This window comes from Arthrobacter sp. BG3 (assembly GCF_056680185.1).
Genome location: NZ_CM155270.1, coordinates 1,546,215 through 1,565,115, shown reverse-complemented (window position 1 = coordinate 1,565,115; position 18,901 = coordinate 1,546,215). Strand labels below are relative to the sequence as shown.

Below are 18,901 nucleotides of genomic sequence, written 5' to 3'. Positions count from 1 at the left end.
AAGTGTGCCAGCTAACAACCCCCAACCCTTAGTGCACCGGATCGGATGTGGGGTAGTTCTCAGCCCGCCACTTGTCCCAGTAGTTGCGGATGGACTCCAGCTGGTGCGCCCCGAGGTCATAGGTGGACACGATCACAAGGGACCCGCCCTGGGGCCTGATCTCCTTGATGACCGGCTGGTCCGCCACAATCACCAGGCCGTCGCCGTGCTCCGCGTAGTGGTGGACCGTCAGGCCCACCTGGTGGTTGCTGCGGAACCACACCTTGCCGGAGAGTTCCTCGCCCGTGGCCAGAGTGAGCGAGTACGGTTCGCCGGGCTTGGGGATCTCGCTGAGACCCAGCTGTTCGATGGCGGAACCCTCATTTCCCGGCACGGAAAAGAAGAACGTCTTGCGCTTGCCGTGCGGATGCCGTTCGAGGGCGAAACGGAGCTGCTGGAGGAACGTCAGCCAGCCCTGGGTGATGTCCTCGTCCCAGGCGGCCCACTCGGAATTGTGGTCCACGGCGGCCCGCGTGACACTGACTTCCGTGCCGGTCGGGACCGGTTTCAGGGTGAATACGTCCCCGCCATCGACCACCAGGGAAGTATGGTCGGCGCCTTCAACCACCTTGGGGCTGAAGTAGATCTCGTCGATCTCGGCCGCCTGGTCGTCGGCTTCCCAGCCGTGCCACTGGGCAACTTTGGCGGGCTCGCGCAGCATTGTCCAAACCTGCTGCGCGTCGGAGTTGATCACAACGCTCAGATTGTTCGTCATGGGGTGAATCTACAACGCGCGGCCGCGAGGGGGTAGGGGCCAAACGCCTCAGGATCGGACGGACTCGAGTTCGTTGCCGATCCGGCGGTCCAGCTCCGGGGCGCCGATGGTCTCCGATCCGCCGTGGGCGCGCAGGAAGAGCAGCGCCTCCAGCCGCAGCATCCGCCACTCGCGTTCCGCATCCGGATTCGAGTTGTCCATCGCGCGGAAGATTTCCTTGTCGTACAGGTTCGGTTCGTTCAGCGAACGCTGGCGGACCTTGGCGTTGATACGGGCCTTGAATGGGTCTGTTTCCATGCCGTCGGGGGTCCGCAGGAACTTTTCGTAGACGGCCGCCCGTTCCTCCTGCCCGAGCTGGCGGCAGATGTAGCTGGACAGGGCGAGGGAGGCCTCAACCGATGCCCAGCGGCCGCGGTTGCCGTCGAAAGGAAGCACGTTGAGAAGGTCGGCGACGGCGAGGGCGTTTTCGGCGTCCTTGAGGATGATGAACAGTTCCTGCGCGAGATCGCTGAGGTCCTTAAGGCAACTGCCGGACTTCGTGTTGATGCCCTTGGCCAGCCGTTCGCTGAGCAGGAGCACCCCCGTCGAGCTGGGGTGGGCCTGCGCAACCGACTGCACCACGGACTCGGGCGTACCTTCGAGGGCGGGGATGAGCGCCAGGTCCTCTTCGCTGGGGCCGCTCACCGCAGGCGGCGCGGGCGGCAGCGGGGGGACGACGGCGGCGGGGGCTGCCGCACCGTTCCCGGGCTCCTTGGCACTGTCCGGCCCGCCGGCCCCGCCCTGGATGTTGCCATCATTCCGGGCAGGTTCGACGGGCTGCGGCGATGCGCCGGCGTCAACGAACGAGCTGTCTTCAGCCTCGGCCCCGGCAGCCAGAATCAGGACGGTGGAGGCGGCTGCGATCCGGAGTCCGCCGCCGCCGGTGAGGGTGGCCAGAACCATGGCGGGAGTGCCGAAATCGTCAGTTTCGACGTCGACGCGCTGGATTTCGGCGGAACGGTTGCCATCGGGCAGGAGCAGGCGATCGCCGCTCTGCAGAGTTCCAGCCTGCTGTTCGATGTAGTTCGGGGCGGCTGGCGGGTGGGTCATCTGGAGTCCTTAAATTCTTTTGCGGTCCGCCCTACAGTCTACAAAGGCGCGCGGCGGAAGTCGGGGACGCAGTGCAAACCCCGGGCGTCCCGGGGCATCTTTCCGGCTGTCCCGGCGCGGGTCAGTTCCCGACCCCGGCGAAGGCCAGGGCCTGCCGGATCAGGGCGCCGCGGCCGCCGCTGAACTCCAGCTGGACATCGGAGCTCATCACTTCCTGCGGCGTCATCCAGGTCAGCTCCAAGGCGTCCTGGCGGGGTGAGCATTCGCCGGTGACCGGGATGACGTAGGCCAGGGCGACGGCGTGCTGGCGGTCGTCAGTGAAACCGGTGTGGGACGGGGCCGGGAAGTATTCGGCCACCGTGAACGGCACCGGACTAATGGGCAGCTGGGGAAACGCCAGCGGTCCGAGGTCCTTCTCCATGTGGCGCAGCAGGGCCGCCCGGATGGTCTCCCGGTAGAGCACCCGTCCGGAAACCAGCGAGCGGATCATGTTTCCGTCCTCGTCCGCCTGCAGGAGCGTGCCAACCTCGTTCACAAACCCGAGCGGATCCAGCCGGACCGGGACGGCCTCGACGTAGACCATGGGCAAACGGCCGCGCGCCTCGAACAAATCATCTTCGGAGAGCCAGCCGGGGTTCGGGTCAGGAGTGCGAACGTTCATGGTTAAGTTCTACCCCATCACTGCCGTCAGGGCGTGGTCCCCCTCACCCGTGTGCCGGCGCCGCGGAAATCCAGAGGGGCGGGTGGGCGGCTAAACCGTCTGCATCCGGGTTGGCCACATGCAGGGTGGGGACGGCTGATTCCTCGATGACCGCAGCCTCGTGTCCGGCCTCGCCAAGACGCTCACGCAAGGCGCCCAGGTCCCCGGCGTATTCAAAGCCCAGCCCGGCGCGTCCGGCGCCGGTGGCCGTGCCGACCATCAGGATCCCGCCGTTCTTCGCGGTGAACGCTTCGGATTCGACGGTGTCGGCGTCGGTGTTTGTGTCGGCGTTGCCGACGGCGCTGCTGCCCGGAATCGGGCGGGGCCGGGCACCGATGTCCCGCAGGGTTCTCGCCGCGGCCACCGCGTCCTCGGAGAACCAGACGGCGACGACGGCGAGGTCCGGGTCCGCTTCCGCTGACCCGGCCCAGCTGCCGTCCGTGGCGCGCGCGGCCTGGTCGGCCAGGAAACTGAACCCGTCCGCGGCGGTGATGCGGCAGGACTGGCCATGGTCCGCGTCGACGAGCTCCGCAGTGGTGCCGCCCTCTGCCGCGCCGGCCTCCTTGGTCCGCCTGGCGAATTCCTTCAGATCGCCCACCTCGACGCCGAAGGAGCTGGTGCCGTCCTCCGCTGAGCCCACCTCGGCGATGTGGAGGGCAAGGCGGCCGGAGCCGGCGTCGAACTCCCGCCAGGTGGGCTCGTCAACGGTCTTGATCATGCCCAGGTCGGTGAGCAGCCGCTCCCATGCGTCAATGCGGGAGGTGAAGTGGATCGGGCGGACACGCAGCATCGTTACTCCTCGGGGTGTGACGGATTCCAGCTCTCAGGGATATCGTGCCACCAAAGCACTGCAAGTGGGCAGTGCGCGGCACAATAGTGCCATGGCCGTTGAACTTCAGGAACTGCTGGTGAAGGACGCCGCCGAGTGGCGCACCTGGCTGGAAGAGCACCACGCGGAGAGTCCCGGCGTGTGGCTGGTGCTGTACAAAAAGGGCGGCACGGTCACGGAACTGGACTACGAGACCGCCCTGCAGGAAGCGCTGTGCTTCGGCTGGATCGACGGCCAGGGTAAGCGCCGCGACGAGGAAAGTTCCTTCCAGCGGATGACCCGCCGGGGACCGAAGAGTGTGTGGTCCGTCCGGAACTTAGAGCGGATCGGGCGCCTCGAGGCAGCGGGCAGGATGGCTCCCGCCGGCCGGGCCGCCGTCGAGAGCGCCAAAGCCGACGGCCGGTGGGAAGCGGCTTACTCGGGCGCGGCCACGGCGGAGCTGCCCGGGGACCTCGCGGCGGCCATCGCGGCCGAGCCCCGCGCGCAGGCGATGTTCGACGTCCTGACCTCGGTGAACCGGTATGCCCTGATCTACCGCACCAACGGGGTCAAGCAGGCCGCCACCCGGGAGAAAAAGATCGCGGGATTCGTCGAGATGCTGGCCCGGTTCGAGACGCCGTACCCGCAGGCCAAGCGTCCGCCGGCCCCTGACGCCTAGGGGTTTCCCGGGAGGCCACGTCCCCCGGCCTCCTGACCGGCCCGCCTAAAACCCGACGCCCATGGCCTGGGCAATGACCACGGCAGACGCTGAGGACCAGGCCTGCGGATGGCACGACGCCGGATATGGCACCGCGTGGCCCGCCTCCCCGGCTGTGATGCCGGCGAACAGTTCGGGCAGGCGGTGCCCGAAGGACCCGGACGCGGCCAGCAGGCCCTCGGCGATGGTGCGGGCTTCGGCGAGGAAACCCTCGGCGAGCAGCCCCCGCACCGCAATCGCGGTGTCGTGGCTCCAGACCGAACCGCAGTGGTAGCTGTACGGCCAGAAACCCGCCGCGCGGCGGGAAATCGTGTGCACGCCGTAGCCGGAGAACAGCTCGGGGCCCAGCAGCCGGTCCGCCACAAGCCGGGCCTCCGACGCGTCCAGGATTCCGGTGCCGAGCAGATGTCCCATATTGGAGCCCGGGATGTCCAGAGGATCGCCGTGCCCGTCGAGGGCCATGGCAGGGAACGGCCCGCCGTCGTCCTCGACCCAGAAGCGTTCGCGGAAGTTCTGCTGCAGCGCCTCGGCGAAGTCCCGCAACGCCTGGCCTCCGGGTTCGCCGTAGGCGTCGAAGAGGTCGGCAGTGTCCACGGCGGCCTGGTACGCGTAGCCCTGCACCTCGGAGAGCGCGATCGGGCCGTCCGCCTGGCGGCCGTCGCGGAACTGCATGGCGTCGCGGGAATCCTTCCAGCCCTGGTTGCTGAGGCCGTGGCCGGTGGCGTCCTGATAGCTGAGGAACCCGCTGTTGGCGCTGCCGGGTGCGCCCGCGGCGGCCAGCAGCCATTCCACCGCCCGGGCCGCGTTGGGCAGGAGCGAGCGGACGGCGGCGTCGTCCAGTCCGGCCTGGCCGAGCTCGGCCAGCAGGCACAGCCAGAGCGGGGTGGAATCCACGGCGCCGTAGTACACCGGGGGCAGGCGCAGGCCCTGGCTCTCCAGCACCAGTTCCTTGGACCGGAGCTCGTGCAGGATCTTGCCGGGGTCCTCGGCGGCGGCCGGGTCGTTCTTCGTGCCCTGGAAAGCTGCCAGGGAGCGCAGCGTTCCGGCGGCGAGGCCGGCGTCGAGCGGCAGGAGCAGCCGTGCGGCCCAGAGCGAGTCGCGGCCGAACAGGGTGAAATACCAGGGCGCCCCGGCGGCGAGGAACGGCGCGTCGGGCAGCTTCCGGGTAGCCAGGCGGAGACCGGCGAGATCATCGAGTGCGTTGTCCAGCAGCAGGCCCAGGACGCCGGACGGCTCGGCCCGGACCCGCCGCGCTGCGGGCGGCCGGGCCGCGACCACAGCATCCTCGCTGTCGGCCAGCACGGCCTGCCATTCCGCCTCGAAGGGGCGTCCCCGCCCGGCCGTGCCGCGCCAGAGGAGCCGCTGTCCGGCGGCGACGCTGCCGGGGGCGGCGACGGTCAGGGTCCGTCCTCCGTCCCGCCAGCGCAGGGTGGAATCGTCGGCGGAGAACGGCTCGGAGGGGTCCCGGAACCGGCTCAGCCGGATGGCGGCCATGTCGGTGAAGTCCGCGGCGAGCTGGATTTCGATTTCCACCTCGACCGATTCGAGGGAGGTGCCCAGCTGCAGGGAGTGCCGGACAACGCCGGGTGTGACCGTCCAGGTCTGGAGCAGTTCGACGGCCGGATCCTCCGTGGGTCCGGGGATGCCGCGGACCAGGCCGCGCACGCGCAGCACGCCGCCGGCCTCCGCCTCGACCGTGGCGGGCTCCGGTTCGAGGCCGTTCACCCGCACCTCGGCCCGGCACAGCATCCGGGTGTCCCCGTGCAGCAGGCCGGTGAACCAGCCGCCGCCGGCGGCGCCAGGGGAGCCGGCGGCGCCAGGGGAGCCCGGGGCATCCGTGCCGGGGCCGCTGGCGAGCCGCCCGTCGTCGTCGAGCCACAACTGGGTGGGGGCGGCAACGGAACAGTGCTGGCGGTGGAGCGCTGGCTGGACAGTCATGCGCCCCACCCTATGCCGGGGAGCGGGGCCCACTCAACGCGCCCCGCAGGGCACGGCCGAGATACCCGTGATGCAGGAGGGGCTGCCGTGGCGGCAGCTAAGCCGGCGGGAGGTCGTCCATCGGGAAGGCCACTGCCTCGCCGACGACGCGGAGGCAGAGTTCGGTGCCGGGGCGGGCGATTGAGGCATTCCAGTGCCGGATGGTGATGATTTCGCCGCCGCCGGGGTACCGGTGATCGGCCACGGCGCCTTCCGCGAGGACGGGCGGGACGGCGAGTTTGAGCCGAACGGTGGTTTCGGGCCCGAAGTAATCGGTGTCCACCACAACGCCGCGGATCGGGCCGTCCTCGGCGATCCGGATCTGCTCCGGGCGCAGCATGAGCTGGACCCGGCCCTGCGCCGGGGGCCGGCGCACGGGGATGCCGCCCAGGGAGCAGGTGGCGAGGGAGCCTTCCATCCAGGCGTCGAGGATGACGGCGTCGCCCAGGAATTCCGCGGTGGCACGGTCGGCGGGGCGGGTGTAGACGATGAACGGGTTTCCGATCTGCGCCAGCCGTCCGCCGCGCATCACCGCCACCTGGTCCGCGAAGGACAGCGCCTCGCCCTGGTCGTGGGTGACCAGGATGGTAGTGACGCCGGCGTCGTGCAGCACCTTGCCCACGGCGCGGCGGGTGGCCACCCGCAGTCCGGCGTCCAGGGCCGAGAACGGCTCGTCCAGGAGCATCAGTTCCGGCTCGCGGGCGAGGGCCCGGGCCAGGGCGACCCGCTGCTGCTGCCCGCCGGAGAGTTCGTGCGGGCGGCGTTTGGCCATGGCAGGGTCCAGCGACACCATTTCCAGCAGCTCGGCCACCCGGGCCTTCACGCCGCGGTGGCCGCCGGTGAGCTTGCCGGCGTCGAGCCCGAAGGAGATGTTCTGCCCGACGCTCAGGTGCGGGAAGAGGGCGCCGTCCTGCGCCACGTAGCCGACGTGGCGCTTGTGCGCCGGGACCCAGACGCCGTCGCCGGCCACCTTCGCGCCGTCGAGCGAAATGGTGCCGGTATCCGGATGCTCAAAACCGGCGATCAGCCGCAGCAGCGTGGTCTTGCCGGAGCCGGAAGGGCCCACGATCGCCGTCGTGCCGCCCTTCGCCACCGAGAGGTTGACCCCCTTGAGGACCGCCTGGGAACCGAAGTTCTTGGTGACGGCGTCGATCTCCAGGTGGCTGTTGGTGCTGGTGGCCACGGACGCGGCGACCCGCGGTTCCGGGAGCCGGGAAGGGCTGTGTTGGGTCACTGTCCCGCTGCTTTCTTGGACTGCTGGAAGAGGAGGTAGGTCATCGGTGCCGAAATCACGATCATCAGCAGGGCATACGGAGCGGCGCCGGCGTAGTCGATCTCGCTGCTCTTGCTCCAGAATTCGGTCGCGAGCGTGCGGGTGCCGTTGGGCGAGAGCAGCAGGGTTGCCGTCAGTTCGTTCACGATCGCCAGGAACACCAGCGCGGCGCCGCCCGCGGCGGCCGGGGCGGTGAGCCGCAGTGTGACCCGAAGGAAGGCCAGCAGCGGCGGCTTGCCGAGCGCCTGGGCTGCCTCGTCGAGTTCCTTCGGCGCCTGGGCCAGGCCGGAGCGGATGTTGACCAGCGCACGCGGCAGGAACAACAGCACGTAGGCCGCGATCAGCAGTGCGGAGGTCTGGTAGAGGTCGGGGGCCGCCTTGATGCTGACCGTCACGAAGGCCAGCCCCACCACGATCCCCGGCATGGAGCTCGTGATGTAGTTGGACAGCTCCAGGGCCTTGCTGAACCAGCTGGGATGCCGCACGGCCAGGTACGCCATCGGGAACGCGACGACCGTGGTGGCCAGGGCGCCGGCGAGGCCGTAGGTCAGCGTCAGCAGCAGGGCCGGCAGGAACTCCTCCGCTGCCCAGATGTCCGGTCCGCCGGCATAGATCCAGCGCAGCACGAAGGTCAGCGGCAGCCCGAAGGCCAGCGCGGTGAGCGCAATCAGGAACAGCTGGGCCGGCAGCTGGTAGGCGTGCAGCGGCAGGCGCAGTGCACGGGCCTGGGCGCCGGAGCCGATCCTGGCGTACCGGGCACTGCCGCGGCTCCGCACTTCCGCCAGCAGCAGGATCAGGCACAGGAACACCAGCACGCTGGCCAGCATGTTCCCTGCAGTGCCGTTGAAGGTGGACTGGTACTGCACCATGATCGCGGTGGTGAAGGTGTCGAAACGGATCATCGCGAAGGCGCCGTATTCGGCCAGCAGGTGCAGGGACACGAGCAGCGCGCCGCCGGTCATCGCGATCCGCAGCTGCGGGAGCACCACGCGGAAGAAGGCGCGCCAGGCGCCGAGGCCCAGGGACGCGGCGGATTGTTCGATGGCCGGGTCCAGCCGGCTGAGCGTGGCGGCGGCCGGGATGTAGACGAGCGGGAAGTAGGACAGCGTGGCGATCAGCACCCCGGACCACAGGCCCTCAAGCGAGGGCACCGCGGAGACCCAGGCGTAGCTGTTGACGAATGCGGGGATGGCGAGCGGGGCCGCGAGCAGCACGGCCCACCATTTGTGCCCCTTGAGCTGGGTGCGTTCCACCAGCCACGCGCCGCCCACCCCGAGGATGAGGCACAGCGGCACGGTGACCAGCATCAGCAGCACCGTGTTCAGCAGCAGCTCGCCGACACGCGCCCGGAAGATCAGCTCCACGGCGGTGTCCCAGCCGGTGGTCACCGTCATGACGATGACGTAGCCCAGCGGAATCAGCGCGAAGAGCGCGATCAGGACCGCCAGGACCGCAATTACAGATACGCCGAAAGGCGGGCGGGGGCGCTTGCCCCTGCCCGCCGTCGTCGTGTTCCCGGATGTTTCGGGAGCCGCCAGCTTGGTTGTCACGTGGTTAGAGCAGTCCCGCCTTGGTCATCAGCTCGGTGACCTTGGCGGAGTTGAGCTTGGCCGGGTCCACTGTGGGCGCCTGCAGCTCCGGCAGCGGAACGAGCTTGTCGTTGGACGGGACGCCGGAGGCGATGGCGTACTCGAAGGAGGTGCCCTTCTGCAGGACTTCCTGGCCCTTCTTGCCGGTGATGAACTTGACGAAGGCCTGGGCCGCCGCCGCGTTCTTCGAGGACTTCAGCACGCCGCCGCCGGAGACGGACACGAAGGCGCCCGGATCCTGGTTCTTGAAGTAGTACGGGGTGACGTTATTGGAGTTCTCGCCGGTCTTGGCCTGGTCGCCGTAGTAGTAGTAGTGGTAGATCAGGGCGGCGTCGATTTCGCCGGCGTTCACTGCCTTCATCGCGGTGCTGTTGCCCTTGTAGGCCTTGGAGTTTTCCTTCATGCCCTGGAGCCATTCCTCGGTGGCGGCTTCGCCCTTGAGTTCCAGCAGGGCCGAGACGATCGCCTGGAAGTCGGCACCGGACGGCGAGGCCGCCCACTTGCCCTTCCACTCCGGCTTGGCCAGGTCCAGCATGGACTTGGGCAACTGGTCTGCGGTGAGCTTGGCCTTGTCGTAGACCAGCACGGTGGAGCGGGCTGCGATGCCGGTCCACTTGTTGGTGGAGGGCCGGTATTCGGCGGGCACCTGGTCGATGGTGGCCTTGTCGACGTCGGCGAAGAGTCCGGCGTTTTCCACCTGGGCCATGGCCGGGGAGTTTTCGGTAAGGAAGACGTCGGCCGGGGAGGCCTGGCCCTCCTGGATGATCTGGTTGGACATCTCGGTGTCCGAGCCCTGGCGGAGGGTGACCTTGACGCCGGTTTCCGCGGTGAACGCGTCCACCCATTCCTTGGTCAGTGATTCGTGCTGGGCGTTGTAGACCGTGATCTCTCCGGAGATCTTGCCGTCAGCGGCGGCGCTGCCGCCGGGGGAGGTCGAGTTGCCGGAGCCACAGGCGGTGAGGCCGAGCGCGGCGGTGGCGGCAAGTGCGATACCTGCCAGCGCGTTGTTGCGGATCTTCATGGGGCTGCTTTCTGCAAGGAAGGTCTTGGGCCCCTAGCCCCCCTGTGAGCGGGGAAGTTAGGGCATGCTCACTAGGAAAAACTGTAGGTTAGCCAAACCTAAGCAACCAAGCCGAGAGCCCCTTAAGTGATGAGGATCACATCAATTACGAAACTATTGCGTGACTTAATTATCGGCGCGTGACTCGGTGGATGGCGCGGCGGCCGTCCGGGGGCCGGCCCCGCCGGTGACCGCCGCCGCGGCTTCCAGCACCATCCAGGCCTGCAGCTGGGTGGAAAGTTCGACGGCGGCGCCCGCCGGGTAGCTGTGGTCCGCCAGCTGTTCGGGTCGGGCGGAGAAGATGATCCGGCCGCCCTTGCCGGGAAGCTGCTCTCCGGCGGACACGGTCCGGCGGCCTTCCCAGAACGCCCCGGCAGTGTTGAGCACCAGTGCGGCGGCCGTCGCCCGGGTCCCGGCCGGCAGCCGCGCGTCGACGGCGGCCAGCGCGAGGTAGCGGGCCAGGATCCCGGTGAAGAGGCCGCCGTCGCCGCTTCCCTCGCAGCGCAGCACCCAGGCGCTGCCGCCCGTCGGCGGGGCAGGGAGGGTGAGGTTCCGTGCCACGGCCGCCACAAGCGCGGCTGCGCGGGCCAGGTTCGCCCCGCCGCCGAGCTCCAGCAGGGCGCCCAGGACGGGGCCCTGGTTGTAGGAGTAGATGGCGTCTTCCAGGACCACCTCGCCGCCGGGTCCAATCCGGAGACCGTCCCGGTACATCCCCTGTTCCGGGTCGAACAGCCGGGCATCCAGCCAGTCCAGCAGGGCCTGGGCCTTGGCCGTCTGGCCGGTGCGGGCGTAGTAGAGCGCCACCGGGGCAGTGGCCGGAGTGTTCTTGAAATCGCGTTTCTTGCTCCAGAACGTGCCGCCGCCGAGGTCGTCCGTGGAGGCGGAATCGAACTGCAGGGTGAGGCTCCTAAGGACCCGGGCGTTGCGGCGCCGCCCGGCCGTGTGCCGGCTTTGCTCGGCGAGGTTCTCCAGCCGCAGTGTCGAGAGCGCCAGCCAGGCCATGTCGTCGTAGTAGTTGTTGACGATGGTGAGGAAGTTCCGCAGCCGGATCCCGGTGACCAGCCGGGAGGCGAGCCGGCCGGCGCTGGGACGGTTCGCGCCGTCGAACCGTTTCCCGGGCCGGCCTCCGAGTTCGCGGCGGCCGGTGTCCACCAGGCAGTCCACATAGTGCGCCTGCCACCAGTAGTGCCAGGGCCGGGCCAGGTTCCTGAACCGGCCCGAGGGGCGCACGATCGCGGCGATGTGGGTTCCCGGCAGGAAGAACAGCCGCTGCCCGAACACCCGGGTCACCGAGCGTGCCGCTTCGTCCGCGCGGAGGGACCAGTCGAGGACGGCGGAAATCTCTGCTGGGCTCATGGATCCAGCCTAATGGCGGCAGCCTTGGGGCCGGATCGTTGCGGTGCCGTGGGGTGAAAGGTGCGGAATGCCCGTATTCCAGTTAACATTCACTAACTAACGTTCCCTACAAGTCCGTGACGCTGCACACAGTGTCGTGGCGGGTTCCGGTTCCACATCAAGGAGGATGCATGGACATCAAAGGTACAGTTGCGCTGATCACGGGCGGGGCCTCGGGGTTGGGTGCTGCCACGGCGCGCCGTCTGTTCGACGCCGGAGCCACCGTGGTCCTGGTGGACCTGCCGGGCTCCGCCGGCGAGGCCTTCGCTGCCGAGCTGAACGCTGGCCGGGTCGGGGTCGGGGCCGGGGAGTCCGGCGCCGGACACCCGGCGGAGCCGGCCAACAAAGCGGTCTTCGCCGCCGCCGACGTCACCAGCGAGGCCGAGGTGCAGGCTGCCGTCGACGCCGCCGTCGCCCTCGGCCCGCTGCGGATCGTGGTCAACTGCGCCGGGATCGCCACCCCCGGCAAGGTCCTGGGCCGCGACGGCGTGCTGCCGCTGGAGAACTTCAGCCGCGTCATCCAGATCAACCTCGTGGGCACCTTCAACGTCATCCGCCTCGCCGCGGCCGCGATGGCGGCGACCGGGCCGGCCGTGACCGAGCTGGGCGGCCCGGAGCGCGGCGTCATCATCAACACCGCCTCCGTCGCCGCCTTCGACGGCCAGATCGGCCAGCCGGCCTACGCCGCCTCCAAGGGCGCGGTGCACGCGATGACCCTGCCGATCGCGCGCGAGCTCGCCCGGTCGCTGATCCGGGTGGTCACCATCGCGCCGGGCATCTTCGAGACACCCATGATGGCCGGGCTGCCGCAGGAAGCGCAGGACTCCCTCGGGCACCAGGTGCCGCATCCGTCCCGGCTGGGCCGCCCCGCCGAGTACGCCAACCTGGCCGCGCACATCGTGGAGAACGCCATGCTCAACGGCGAGACCATCCGCCTCGACGGCGCCATCCGGATGGGGCCGAAATGACGTGTGCCGGGCTCGCCGCTTCCTCGGCGCCGGCCGGCTCCGTCGCGGGACTGCCGGCCGCCGATTTCTTCGACTTCGAGTCGATGCTCAACGACGCGGAACAGGCAAGGCTGGCCGAACTCCGGGAGTTCCTGGCCCGCGAGGTGGCACCCTTCGCCGGCGAATGGTGGAACAAGGCCGAGTTCCCCGCACACATCCTGCCCAAGCTGGCGGCCCTGGAACTCAGCGCGCCGGCCCAGCGCGGCTACAGCCATCTGTTCGCCGGGCTGGTCATCGCCGAGATGACCCGGGTGGACACCTCGCTGGCGACCTTCTTCCTGGTCCACCACGACCTCTTCGTCGAATCGCTCTACGGCTTCGGCTCCGAGGAACAGAAGGCGCGCCTGCTCGAGGACGCCGCGAACCTCCGGACCACCGGCGCGTTCGCACTGACCGAGCCGGAGCACGGCTCCGACGTGGCCGGCGGGATGGAGACCGTCGCCCGGCGCGTTTCCGGCGGGGCGCCCGACGGCGGGGACACCTGGGTGCTCAACGGCGCCAAGCGCTGGATCGGCAACGGGACGTTCTGTGACTACCTGCTTGTCTGGGCCCGGGACGAGGCCGGCGGCGGCATCCGCGGCTTCATTGTCGACGCGTCCCTTCCGGGCGTGAGCCGGAGCCGGATCGAGAACAAGATCGCGCTGCGCACCGTGCAGAACGCGGACATTGTCTTCACGGACGTGCAGGTGGCCGAGTCGGACCGCTTCGCCGGGATCAACAGCTTCGAGGACACCAACGAGCTGCTGCGCGGCTCGCGGATCATGGTGGCCTGGCAAGGTGTTGGCCAGCAGCTGGCCGCCTTCGACGTCGCCCGGCAGTACGCCGTCGAACGCCAGCAGTTCGGCCGGCCGCTGGCGAAATTCCAGCTGGTCCAGCAGCAGCTGGTGACGATGCTCGGCAACGCCGTGGCCAGCATGGGGATGATGGTCCGGATCGCGCAGCTGCAGGAGCGCGGCGCCGCGGACATGCCGCAGGTGGCGCTGGCGAAGTCCTACGTCAGCGCCAGGATGCGTGAAACCGTGGCGATGGGCCGGTCCCTGCTCGGCGGCAACGGGATCGTCACTGACTACCGGATGGCCAAGATTTTCGCCGATGCCGAGGCGATCTACACCTATGAGGGCTCGTTCGAGATCAACACGCTGATTGTGGGCCGGGCCGTGACCGGGGTGTCCGCGATCGTCTAGAACGCGGTCGTCTAGAACAGGGCCGGCTCTTTCTCCCCGGCCTCGATCCGGTAGTCCAGGCTGTTGTTCTTCACCGGCATCGGGCAGGTGCCGTACGGGGTGAAGGCGCTGGGGTAATTCATCGCCCGGTTGAAATCCAAAGTAACCGTCCGGTTTCCCTCGGCATCGACGCGGGGCCGGGCGGTGGAGACCTTGCGCCACTCGGCTGTTGCCAGTTCCGGATTTGCTGCTCCGTTGGTCTCGTCATGGAACGTGACGGTCAGGGCGCCGAGCTTTTCCTCCTCGGCCTGCAGGTGGAAGTCGTGGTCCTTGCCGGGGAGCCGGAACACGAGCTCGCCGACGGACCGGTGGATTCCGTCGACCAGGGGGTTGGCGGTGCCGATCGGCACGTCGACGGGCTCCGGGTACGGGTGGAAGCTGGCCTCGACCACAAGGTCCGGCCGGTAGTCGAAGGTGGGAACCCCGCCGAACTCGGTGAACACGGGCGACTTCGAATCGCGGGTCCGGACGGCGTACTTGTTGGCACGCATGGCGAGTTCCACGACAACCTGCCGGCCGTCCGCCCCGCCGTACTGGACCCACAGCAGCGACTCCTCGTTGGCCAGCGCCGCGCTGACGGTGCCGTCCACGGGCTCGCCGGTCTCCACGAGGGTCAGCCCGTCGGAAGCTGCGGCGGTGAGGAACGCCGTCGTGCCGTCCGTGGACCAGAGTCCGGGGGAGAGTTCGACCGCGGCCGGCCGGCCGTCCAGCCACTGGAAGGAAGTCAGGGTCAGCCAGCCGTACTTGCTGGCCAGGGCCGCGTTGCGGCTCGTCCGGAAGCGATGCCAGCGGGCGAGCTGGGCCTGAGGGTCAGCTTGCGGCATGGTCACGGGTTCCTCCCGAGGCTTGCGGACACCAGCTGTGCTGCGGTGTTCCGGGCGGCGGTGGCCGCCGCGGGGTCGGCGTCGAGCACGCCGCTGGCCAGGCCGCCGTCGAGCACGAGGGTCAGGCTGCGGGCGAGATGGTCCGGGTCCGGGACACCGGCCTGGGCGGCCAGGCTGCGGATCCAGGCCCTGACGTGGTCCTTGTGCGCCACCGTCCGCTCGTGGATACGGGTTCCGGAAGCCGACTCGGCCGCGGCGTTGATGAACGCGCAGCCACGGTAGCCGTCGCGGCGGCAGGCACTGGACAGGGCATCAAACAACCCCACGAGCCGGGCCGCGGGGTCAGGGCCGGCGGCTTCCGCCGCGGCGTGGAGCTGCCCGGTCCAGGCGCCGTCGACTTTCTCCAGGTACGCCAGGATCAGGTCGTCCTTGGCCGGAAAATACTTGTAGAACGTCGCCTTGGCGACGCCGGATTCGGCGATGATCGTATCGATGCCGGCGGCCCGGAGCCCCTGGGCGTAGAACAGCCGGAAGGCCGTGGCGAGAATCTTCTCCCTGGCCTGCCCGGCGGGGGTGCGCACGGCCGGGGTCGCTGTGGCTGCAGGCGGCGTCATGGCTCCATGGTACACAGACAAGTCTGTCTATGTCCGGACGCCGGGCGCCCCGTTCCGTCCTTGCCGTAGACAAGTCTGCCTGATAGCTTCAGGACCACGCATAGACGAACCTGTCTACCCCCGCCCGTTGAGAAGTGAGGACACCGTGAGGATTGCAGTATTGGGAACCGGGACCGTTGGCCCCACGATCGCCGGGGCGCTGTCGGAGCTGGGGCATGACGTGGTGATCGGAACGCGCGATCCCAGGGTGACGCTGGCCCGGACCGGGCCCGGGGCGATGGGCGGTCCACCCTTTGCCGTGTGGCACGCGGCGCACAGCCGGATCGGCGTCGCCACTTTCGCGGACGCCGCTGCCGGTGCGGACATCGTCGTCAACGCCACCAACGGCACGGGCTCACTCGAGGCGCTGACCGCTGCGGGAGCAGGCAACCTGGCCGGCAAGGTGTTGATGGACATCGCGAACCCGCTGGACTTTTCCCACGGGTTTCCTCCGTCGTTGGACCCGGTGAACACCGACAGCCTCGGGGAGCAGATCCAGCGGACCTTCCCGGAAGCCCGTGTGGTCAAGACCCTCAACACGATGACCGCCAGCGTGATGGTGGATCCGCTGAGTGTCGCCGGGGGAGACCACTCGGTCTTCGTTTCCGGAAACGACGCGGCCGCCAAGGAAACCGTGACCGGCCTGCTCAAGGGCCTCGGGCACCGGGACATCATCGATCTGGGCGACATCACCACAGCGCGCGGCGCCGAAATGATCATGCCCATCTGGCTGCGGATCTGGGGAGCGCTGGGCACCGGGGCGTTCAACTTCAAAATCGCCCGGTAAGGCCGCCCACCTGCGGGCCAGCCGGGAACCCGGGGGCCGGGTCACCCCCGGAGTGCCACGTCAAGGGCCCGGACACTATCTGAGACGGATTCCCCTGCCGCCCGGGCTCCGGGTAGCATCCTGTAGGAAGAAAGTAACCCGGCTCACAGTATCCAGCGCAGTGTACGAGCCAAGTCCCCCTCGAGAGATAGTTTCCATGGCTGACACTGCAACGAATCCCGGCACCGATCTCGCCTCCGAACTGCGCGCGGACGTCCGCCGGGTGTCCACCCTCCTCGGCGAATCCCTGGTCCGCCAGCAGGGGCCCGAACTCCTGGACCTGGTGGAGCAGGTGCGCCTGCTGACCAAGGAATCCAAGGAGGCCGCCCGTGGCGGTGCGGATGCCACCGGGCCGTGGAGCTCGCACGACGTCGTCGCCCAGGTCCGCGAACTGCTCGGCTCCCTGCCCCTTGAGCAGGCGACCGATCTGGTCCGTGCCTTCGCCTTCTACTTCCACCTGGCCAACGCCGCCGAACAGGTGCACCGGGTCCGCGGGCTGCGCACCCGGCAGGAAAAGGACGGCTGGCTGGCCAAGGCCGTCACCGACATCGCCGCCCAGGCCGGTCCCTCGGTGCTGCAGGAGGTCGTCAATGAACTCGACGTCCGTCCCATCTTCACCGCGCACCCCACGGAGGCCTCCCGCCGCTCCGTGCTGGACAAGGTCCGCCGGCTCTCCGACATCCTGGCCCAGAGCACGGCGGAGGGCACGTCCGCACGCCGCCGCCAGGACCGCCAGCTCGCCGAGGTGATCGACCAGATGTGGCAGACGGATGAACTCCGCCAGGTCCGGCCCACCCCGGTGGACGAGGCCCGGAACGCCATCTACTACCTGACCGGCATCCTGGGCGACACCATGCCGGAGATGCTCTCGGACCTCTCGGAACTGCTCGCCGAGCACGGCGTCACCCTCCCGGCGGAGAAGGCCCCCATCCGTTTCGGCTCCTGGATCGGCGGGGACCGGGACGGCAACCCCAACGTCACCGCGGCCGTCACCCGCGAAATCCTGCAGATCCAGAACCAGCACGCCGTCCGGATCAGCATTGGCCTGATCGACGGGCTGATCTCCATCCTGTCCAACTCGACCGCGCTCGCCGGGGCGGACCAGGAGCTGCTGGACTCGATCGACGTCGACCTCGGGAACCTGCCGGGCCTGGACCGCCGGGTCCTGGAACTGAACGCCCAGGAGCCCTACCGGCTCAAGCTCACCTGTATCAAGGCCAAGCTGCTGAACACCGCCCGGCGGGTCTCGGCCGGATCGGCGCACGAGCCGGGCCGCGACTACACGGCCACCGCGGAGCTGATCGAGGAGCTGGGCCTGCTGGAGCGGTCGCTGCGCAACCACCATGCCGCGCTCGCCGCCGACGGTTCCCTGGCCCGGGTCCGCCGCGCCATCGCCTCCTTCGGCCTGCACCTGGCCACCCTCGACATCCGGGAACACGCCGACCACCACCATGACGCCGTCGGGCAGTTGATGGATCGACTCGGGGGCCCCGGCCTCCGGTACGCGGAACTCAACCGTTCCGAGCGGCTCGAGGTGCTGGGGTCGGAGCTCGCCTCGCGCCGCCCGCTGTCCGGCCACCCGATCAAGCTCGACGGCGTCGCCGACGGCACCTATGACGTCTTCCGCGAGATCCGGCGTGCCCTGCGCACCTACGGACCGGACGTCATCGAGACGTACATAATTTCGATGACCCGCGGCGCGGACGATGTCCTGGCCGCGGCGGTGCTGGCCCGCGAGGCGGGGCTGGTCAACCTGTTCGGCGAGGCCCCCTGTGCCAGGATCGGCTTCGCGCCGCTGCTGGAAACCGTGGAGGAGCTGCGGGCCTCGGCCGAAATCGTGGACCAGCTGCTCTCGGATTCCTCCTACCGCGAGCTGGTCCGGCTGCGCGGGGACGTGCAGGAAATTATGCTCGGCTACTCGGACTCCAACAAGGAATCCGGCGTCATGACCAGCCAGTGGGAAATCCACAAGACCCAGCGAAAACTCCGGGACATCGCGGCCAAGCACGGGGTGCGGGTACGCCTGTTCCACGGCCGCGGCGGTTCTGTGGGGCGCGGCGGCGGCCCGACCTACGACGCCATCATGGCCCAGCCGAACGGGGTGCTCGAAGGCGAAATCAAGTTCACCGAACAGGGCGAGGTCATTTCGGACAAGTACTCGCTGCCCGAGCTCGCCCGCGAGAACCTCGAACTCTCACTCGCGGCGGTCATGCAGGGCTCCGCGCTGCACCGCACCCCGCGCACCTCGGAGGACCAGCGCGAACGCTACGGCCACGTCATGGAGACCATTTCCGACGCCGCCTTCGCCCGGTACCGGACCCTGATCGATGATCCGGACCTGCCGGCCTACTTCATGGCCTCCACCCCGGTGGAACAGCTGGGGTCCCTTAATATCGGCTCCCGGCCGTCGAAGCGGCCCGATTCCGGCGCGGGGCTCGAGGGACTGCGTGCGATCCCGTGGGTGTTCGGCTGGACGCAGTCGCGGCAGATCGTCCCGGGCTGGTTCGGTGTCGGTTCCGGGCTCAAAGCCGCCCGGGAAGCCGGCCACTCGGCCCAGCTGGTGGAGATGATGGACGGCTGGCACTTCTTCCGCTCCGTGCTCTCCAACGTGGAAATGACGCTGGCGAAGACGGACATGGACATTGCCGGCTACTACGTCTCCACACTGGTCCCGGAGGAACTGCACCACCTGTTCCGTGCCATCAGGGCCGAATACGAGCTGACCGTCACCGAAATCCAGAAGCTGACCGGCGAGGACCTGCTGCTCGACGCGCAGCCCACCTTGAAGCGCTCCCTGGAGATCCGGGACCAGTACCTCGACCCGATCAGCTACCTCCAGGTGGAACTGCTGCGCCGGGTTCGTTCCGAGGCCGCGGCCGGGGAGAGCATGCCCAACGCCGAGATCGACGAACGCCTCCAGCGTGCCATGCTCATCACCGTCAACGGCGTGGCGGCGGGCCTGCGCAATACCGGCTGACGTGGGCCCGGGTCCGCCGGCCCGTCCC

Annotated in this window: 16 protein-coding genes; 5 read left to right on the top strand and 11 right to left on the bottom strand. The window is 69.0% G+C overall.

What is annotated here, in order from left to right; translation table 11 throughout:
- Window positions 1–28 precede the first annotated feature (28 nt).
- The 4 genes from AC1MFL_RS06825 to AC1MFL_RS06810 form a co-directional block, all read right to left on the bottom strand.
- The gene (locus AC1MFL_RS06825; RefSeq protein WP_479814252.1) at window positions 29–754 is read right to left on the bottom strand and encodes an SRPBCC family protein; all 726 of its coding nucleotides are present in this window, start codon (window positions 752–754) and stop codon (window positions 29–31) included.
- Window positions 755–802: 48 nt separating this feature from the next.
- The gene (locus AC1MFL_RS06820) at window positions 803–1,843 is read right to left on the bottom strand and encodes a DUF6707 family protein (RefSeq protein WP_479814250.1); all 1,041 of its coding nucleotides are present in this window, start codon (window positions 1,841–1,843) and stop codon (window positions 803–805) included.
- A gap of 121 nt (window positions 1,844–1,964) precedes the next feature.
- Window positions 1,965–2,504 (bottom strand): NUDIX hydrolase family protein, encoded by a 540-nt coding sequence (locus AC1MFL_RS06815; RefSeq protein ID WP_479814248.1) that lies wholly within the window; start codon window positions 2,502–2,504, stop codon window positions 1,965–1,967.
- Between the two features lie 43 nt (window positions 2,505–2,547).
- Entirely contained in the window at window positions 2,548–3,333 is a 786-nt protein-coding gene (locus AC1MFL_RS06810) for a VOC family protein (RefSeq protein ID WP_479814246.1), read from the bottom strand.
- A gap of 91 nt (window positions 3,334–3,424) precedes the next feature.
- On the opposite strand from AC1MFL_RS06810, the gene AC1MFL_RS06805 reads away from it, so the two are divergent.
- Window positions 3,425–4,030, top strand: a complete 606-nt coding sequence (locus tag AC1MFL_RS06805; protein ID WP_479814244.1) for a YdeI/OmpD-associated family protein — start codon at window positions 3,425–3,427, stop codon at window positions 4,028–4,030.
- Window positions 4,031–4,075: 45 nt separating this feature from the next.
- Here the strand turns inward: AC1MFL_RS06805 and AC1MFL_RS06800 are convergent, their stop codons facing one another.
- The 5 genes from AC1MFL_RS06800 to AC1MFL_RS06780 all read right to left on the bottom strand — a co-directional run bounded on the left by AC1MFL_RS06800 (window position 4,076) and on the right by AC1MFL_RS06780 (window position 11,324).
- On the bottom strand, window positions 4,076–6,007 hold the full coding sequence (locus tag AC1MFL_RS06800; protein WP_479814242.1) for a glycogen debranching N-terminal domain-containing protein: 1,932 nt from the start codon (window positions 6,005–6,007) through the stop codon (window positions 4,076–4,078).
- Window positions 6,008–6,104: 97 nt separating this feature from the next.
- A complete protein-coding gene (locus AC1MFL_RS06795) occupies window positions 6,105–7,280 on the bottom strand; it encodes an ABC transporter ATP-binding protein (RefSeq protein ID WP_479814240.1) in 1,176 nt (391 codons plus the stop codon).
- A complete protein-coding gene (locus tag AC1MFL_RS06790) occupies window positions 7,277–8,869 on the bottom strand; it encodes an ABC transporter permease (RefSeq protein ID WP_479814238.1) in 1,593 nt (530 codons plus the stop codon). Before AC1MFL_RS06790 ends, AC1MFL_RS06795 begins: the two co-directional genes overlap by 4 nt.
- Before the next feature lie 4 nt (window positions 8,870–8,873).
- Window positions 8,874–9,929 (bottom strand): iron ABC transporter substrate-binding protein, encoded by a 1,056-nt coding sequence (locus AC1MFL_RS06785; protein WP_479814236.1) that lies wholly within the window; start codon window positions 9,927–9,929, stop codon window positions 8,874–8,876.
- 165 nt (window positions 9,930–10,094) lie between these two features.
- Window positions 10,095–11,324 carry a glycoside hydrolase family 76 protein gene (locus tag AC1MFL_RS06780; protein ID WP_479814234.1) on the bottom strand — a complete coding sequence of 410 codons (1,230 nt, stop codon included), beginning with the start codon at window positions 11,322–11,324 and terminating at the stop codon, window positions 10,095–10,097.
- 170 nt (window positions 11,325–11,494) lie between these two features.
- Between AC1MFL_RS06780 and AC1MFL_RS06775 the strand changes: the two genes are divergently transcribed.
- Together AC1MFL_RS06775 and AC1MFL_RS06770 are read left to right on the top strand one after the other, a co-directional pair.
- Window positions 11,495–12,331, top strand: coding sequence for an SDR family NAD(P)-dependent oxidoreductase (locus AC1MFL_RS06775; RefSeq protein ID WP_479814232.1), 837 nt, complete (start codon window positions 11,495–11,497; stop codon window positions 12,329–12,331).
- Window positions 12,328–13,554 carry an acyl-CoA dehydrogenase family protein gene (locus AC1MFL_RS06770; protein ID WP_479814230.1) on the top strand — a complete coding sequence of 409 codons (1,227 nt, stop codon included), beginning with the start codon at window positions 12,328–12,330 and terminating at the stop codon, window positions 13,552–13,554. The genes AC1MFL_RS06775 and AC1MFL_RS06770 overlap by 4 nt, the downstream gene beginning before the upstream one ends.
- Before the next feature lie 11 nt (window positions 13,555–13,565).
- On the opposite strand, the gene AC1MFL_RS06765 is transcribed toward AC1MFL_RS06770, so the two are convergent.
- Entirely contained in the window at window positions 13,566–14,417 is an 852-nt protein-coding gene (locus AC1MFL_RS06765; protein ID WP_479815360.1) for a DUF1684 domain-containing protein, read from the bottom strand.
- 2 nt (window positions 14,418–14,419) lie between these two features.
- Window positions 14,420–15,031: a TetR/AcrR family transcriptional regulator gene (locus tag AC1MFL_RS06760; protein WP_479814228.1), complete on the bottom strand. Its 612-nt coding sequence runs from the start codon at window positions 15,029–15,031 to the stop codon at window positions 14,420–14,422.
- Between the two features lie 145 nt (window positions 15,032–15,176).
- Here AC1MFL_RS06760 and AC1MFL_RS06755 point away from each other — a divergent pair, with 145 nt between their 5' ends.
- Window positions 15,177–15,857: an NADPH-dependent F420 reductase gene (locus tag AC1MFL_RS06755; RefSeq protein WP_479814226.1), complete on the top strand. Its 681-nt coding sequence runs from the start codon at window positions 15,177–15,179 to the stop codon at window positions 15,855–15,857.
- Between the two features lie 196 nt (window positions 15,858–16,053).
- Entirely contained in the window at window positions 16,054–18,873 is a 2,820-nt protein-coding gene (gene ppc, locus AC1MFL_RS06750) for a phosphoenolpyruvate carboxylase (protein WP_479814224.1), read from the top strand.
- Window positions 18,874–18,901: the final 28 nt, after the last annotated feature.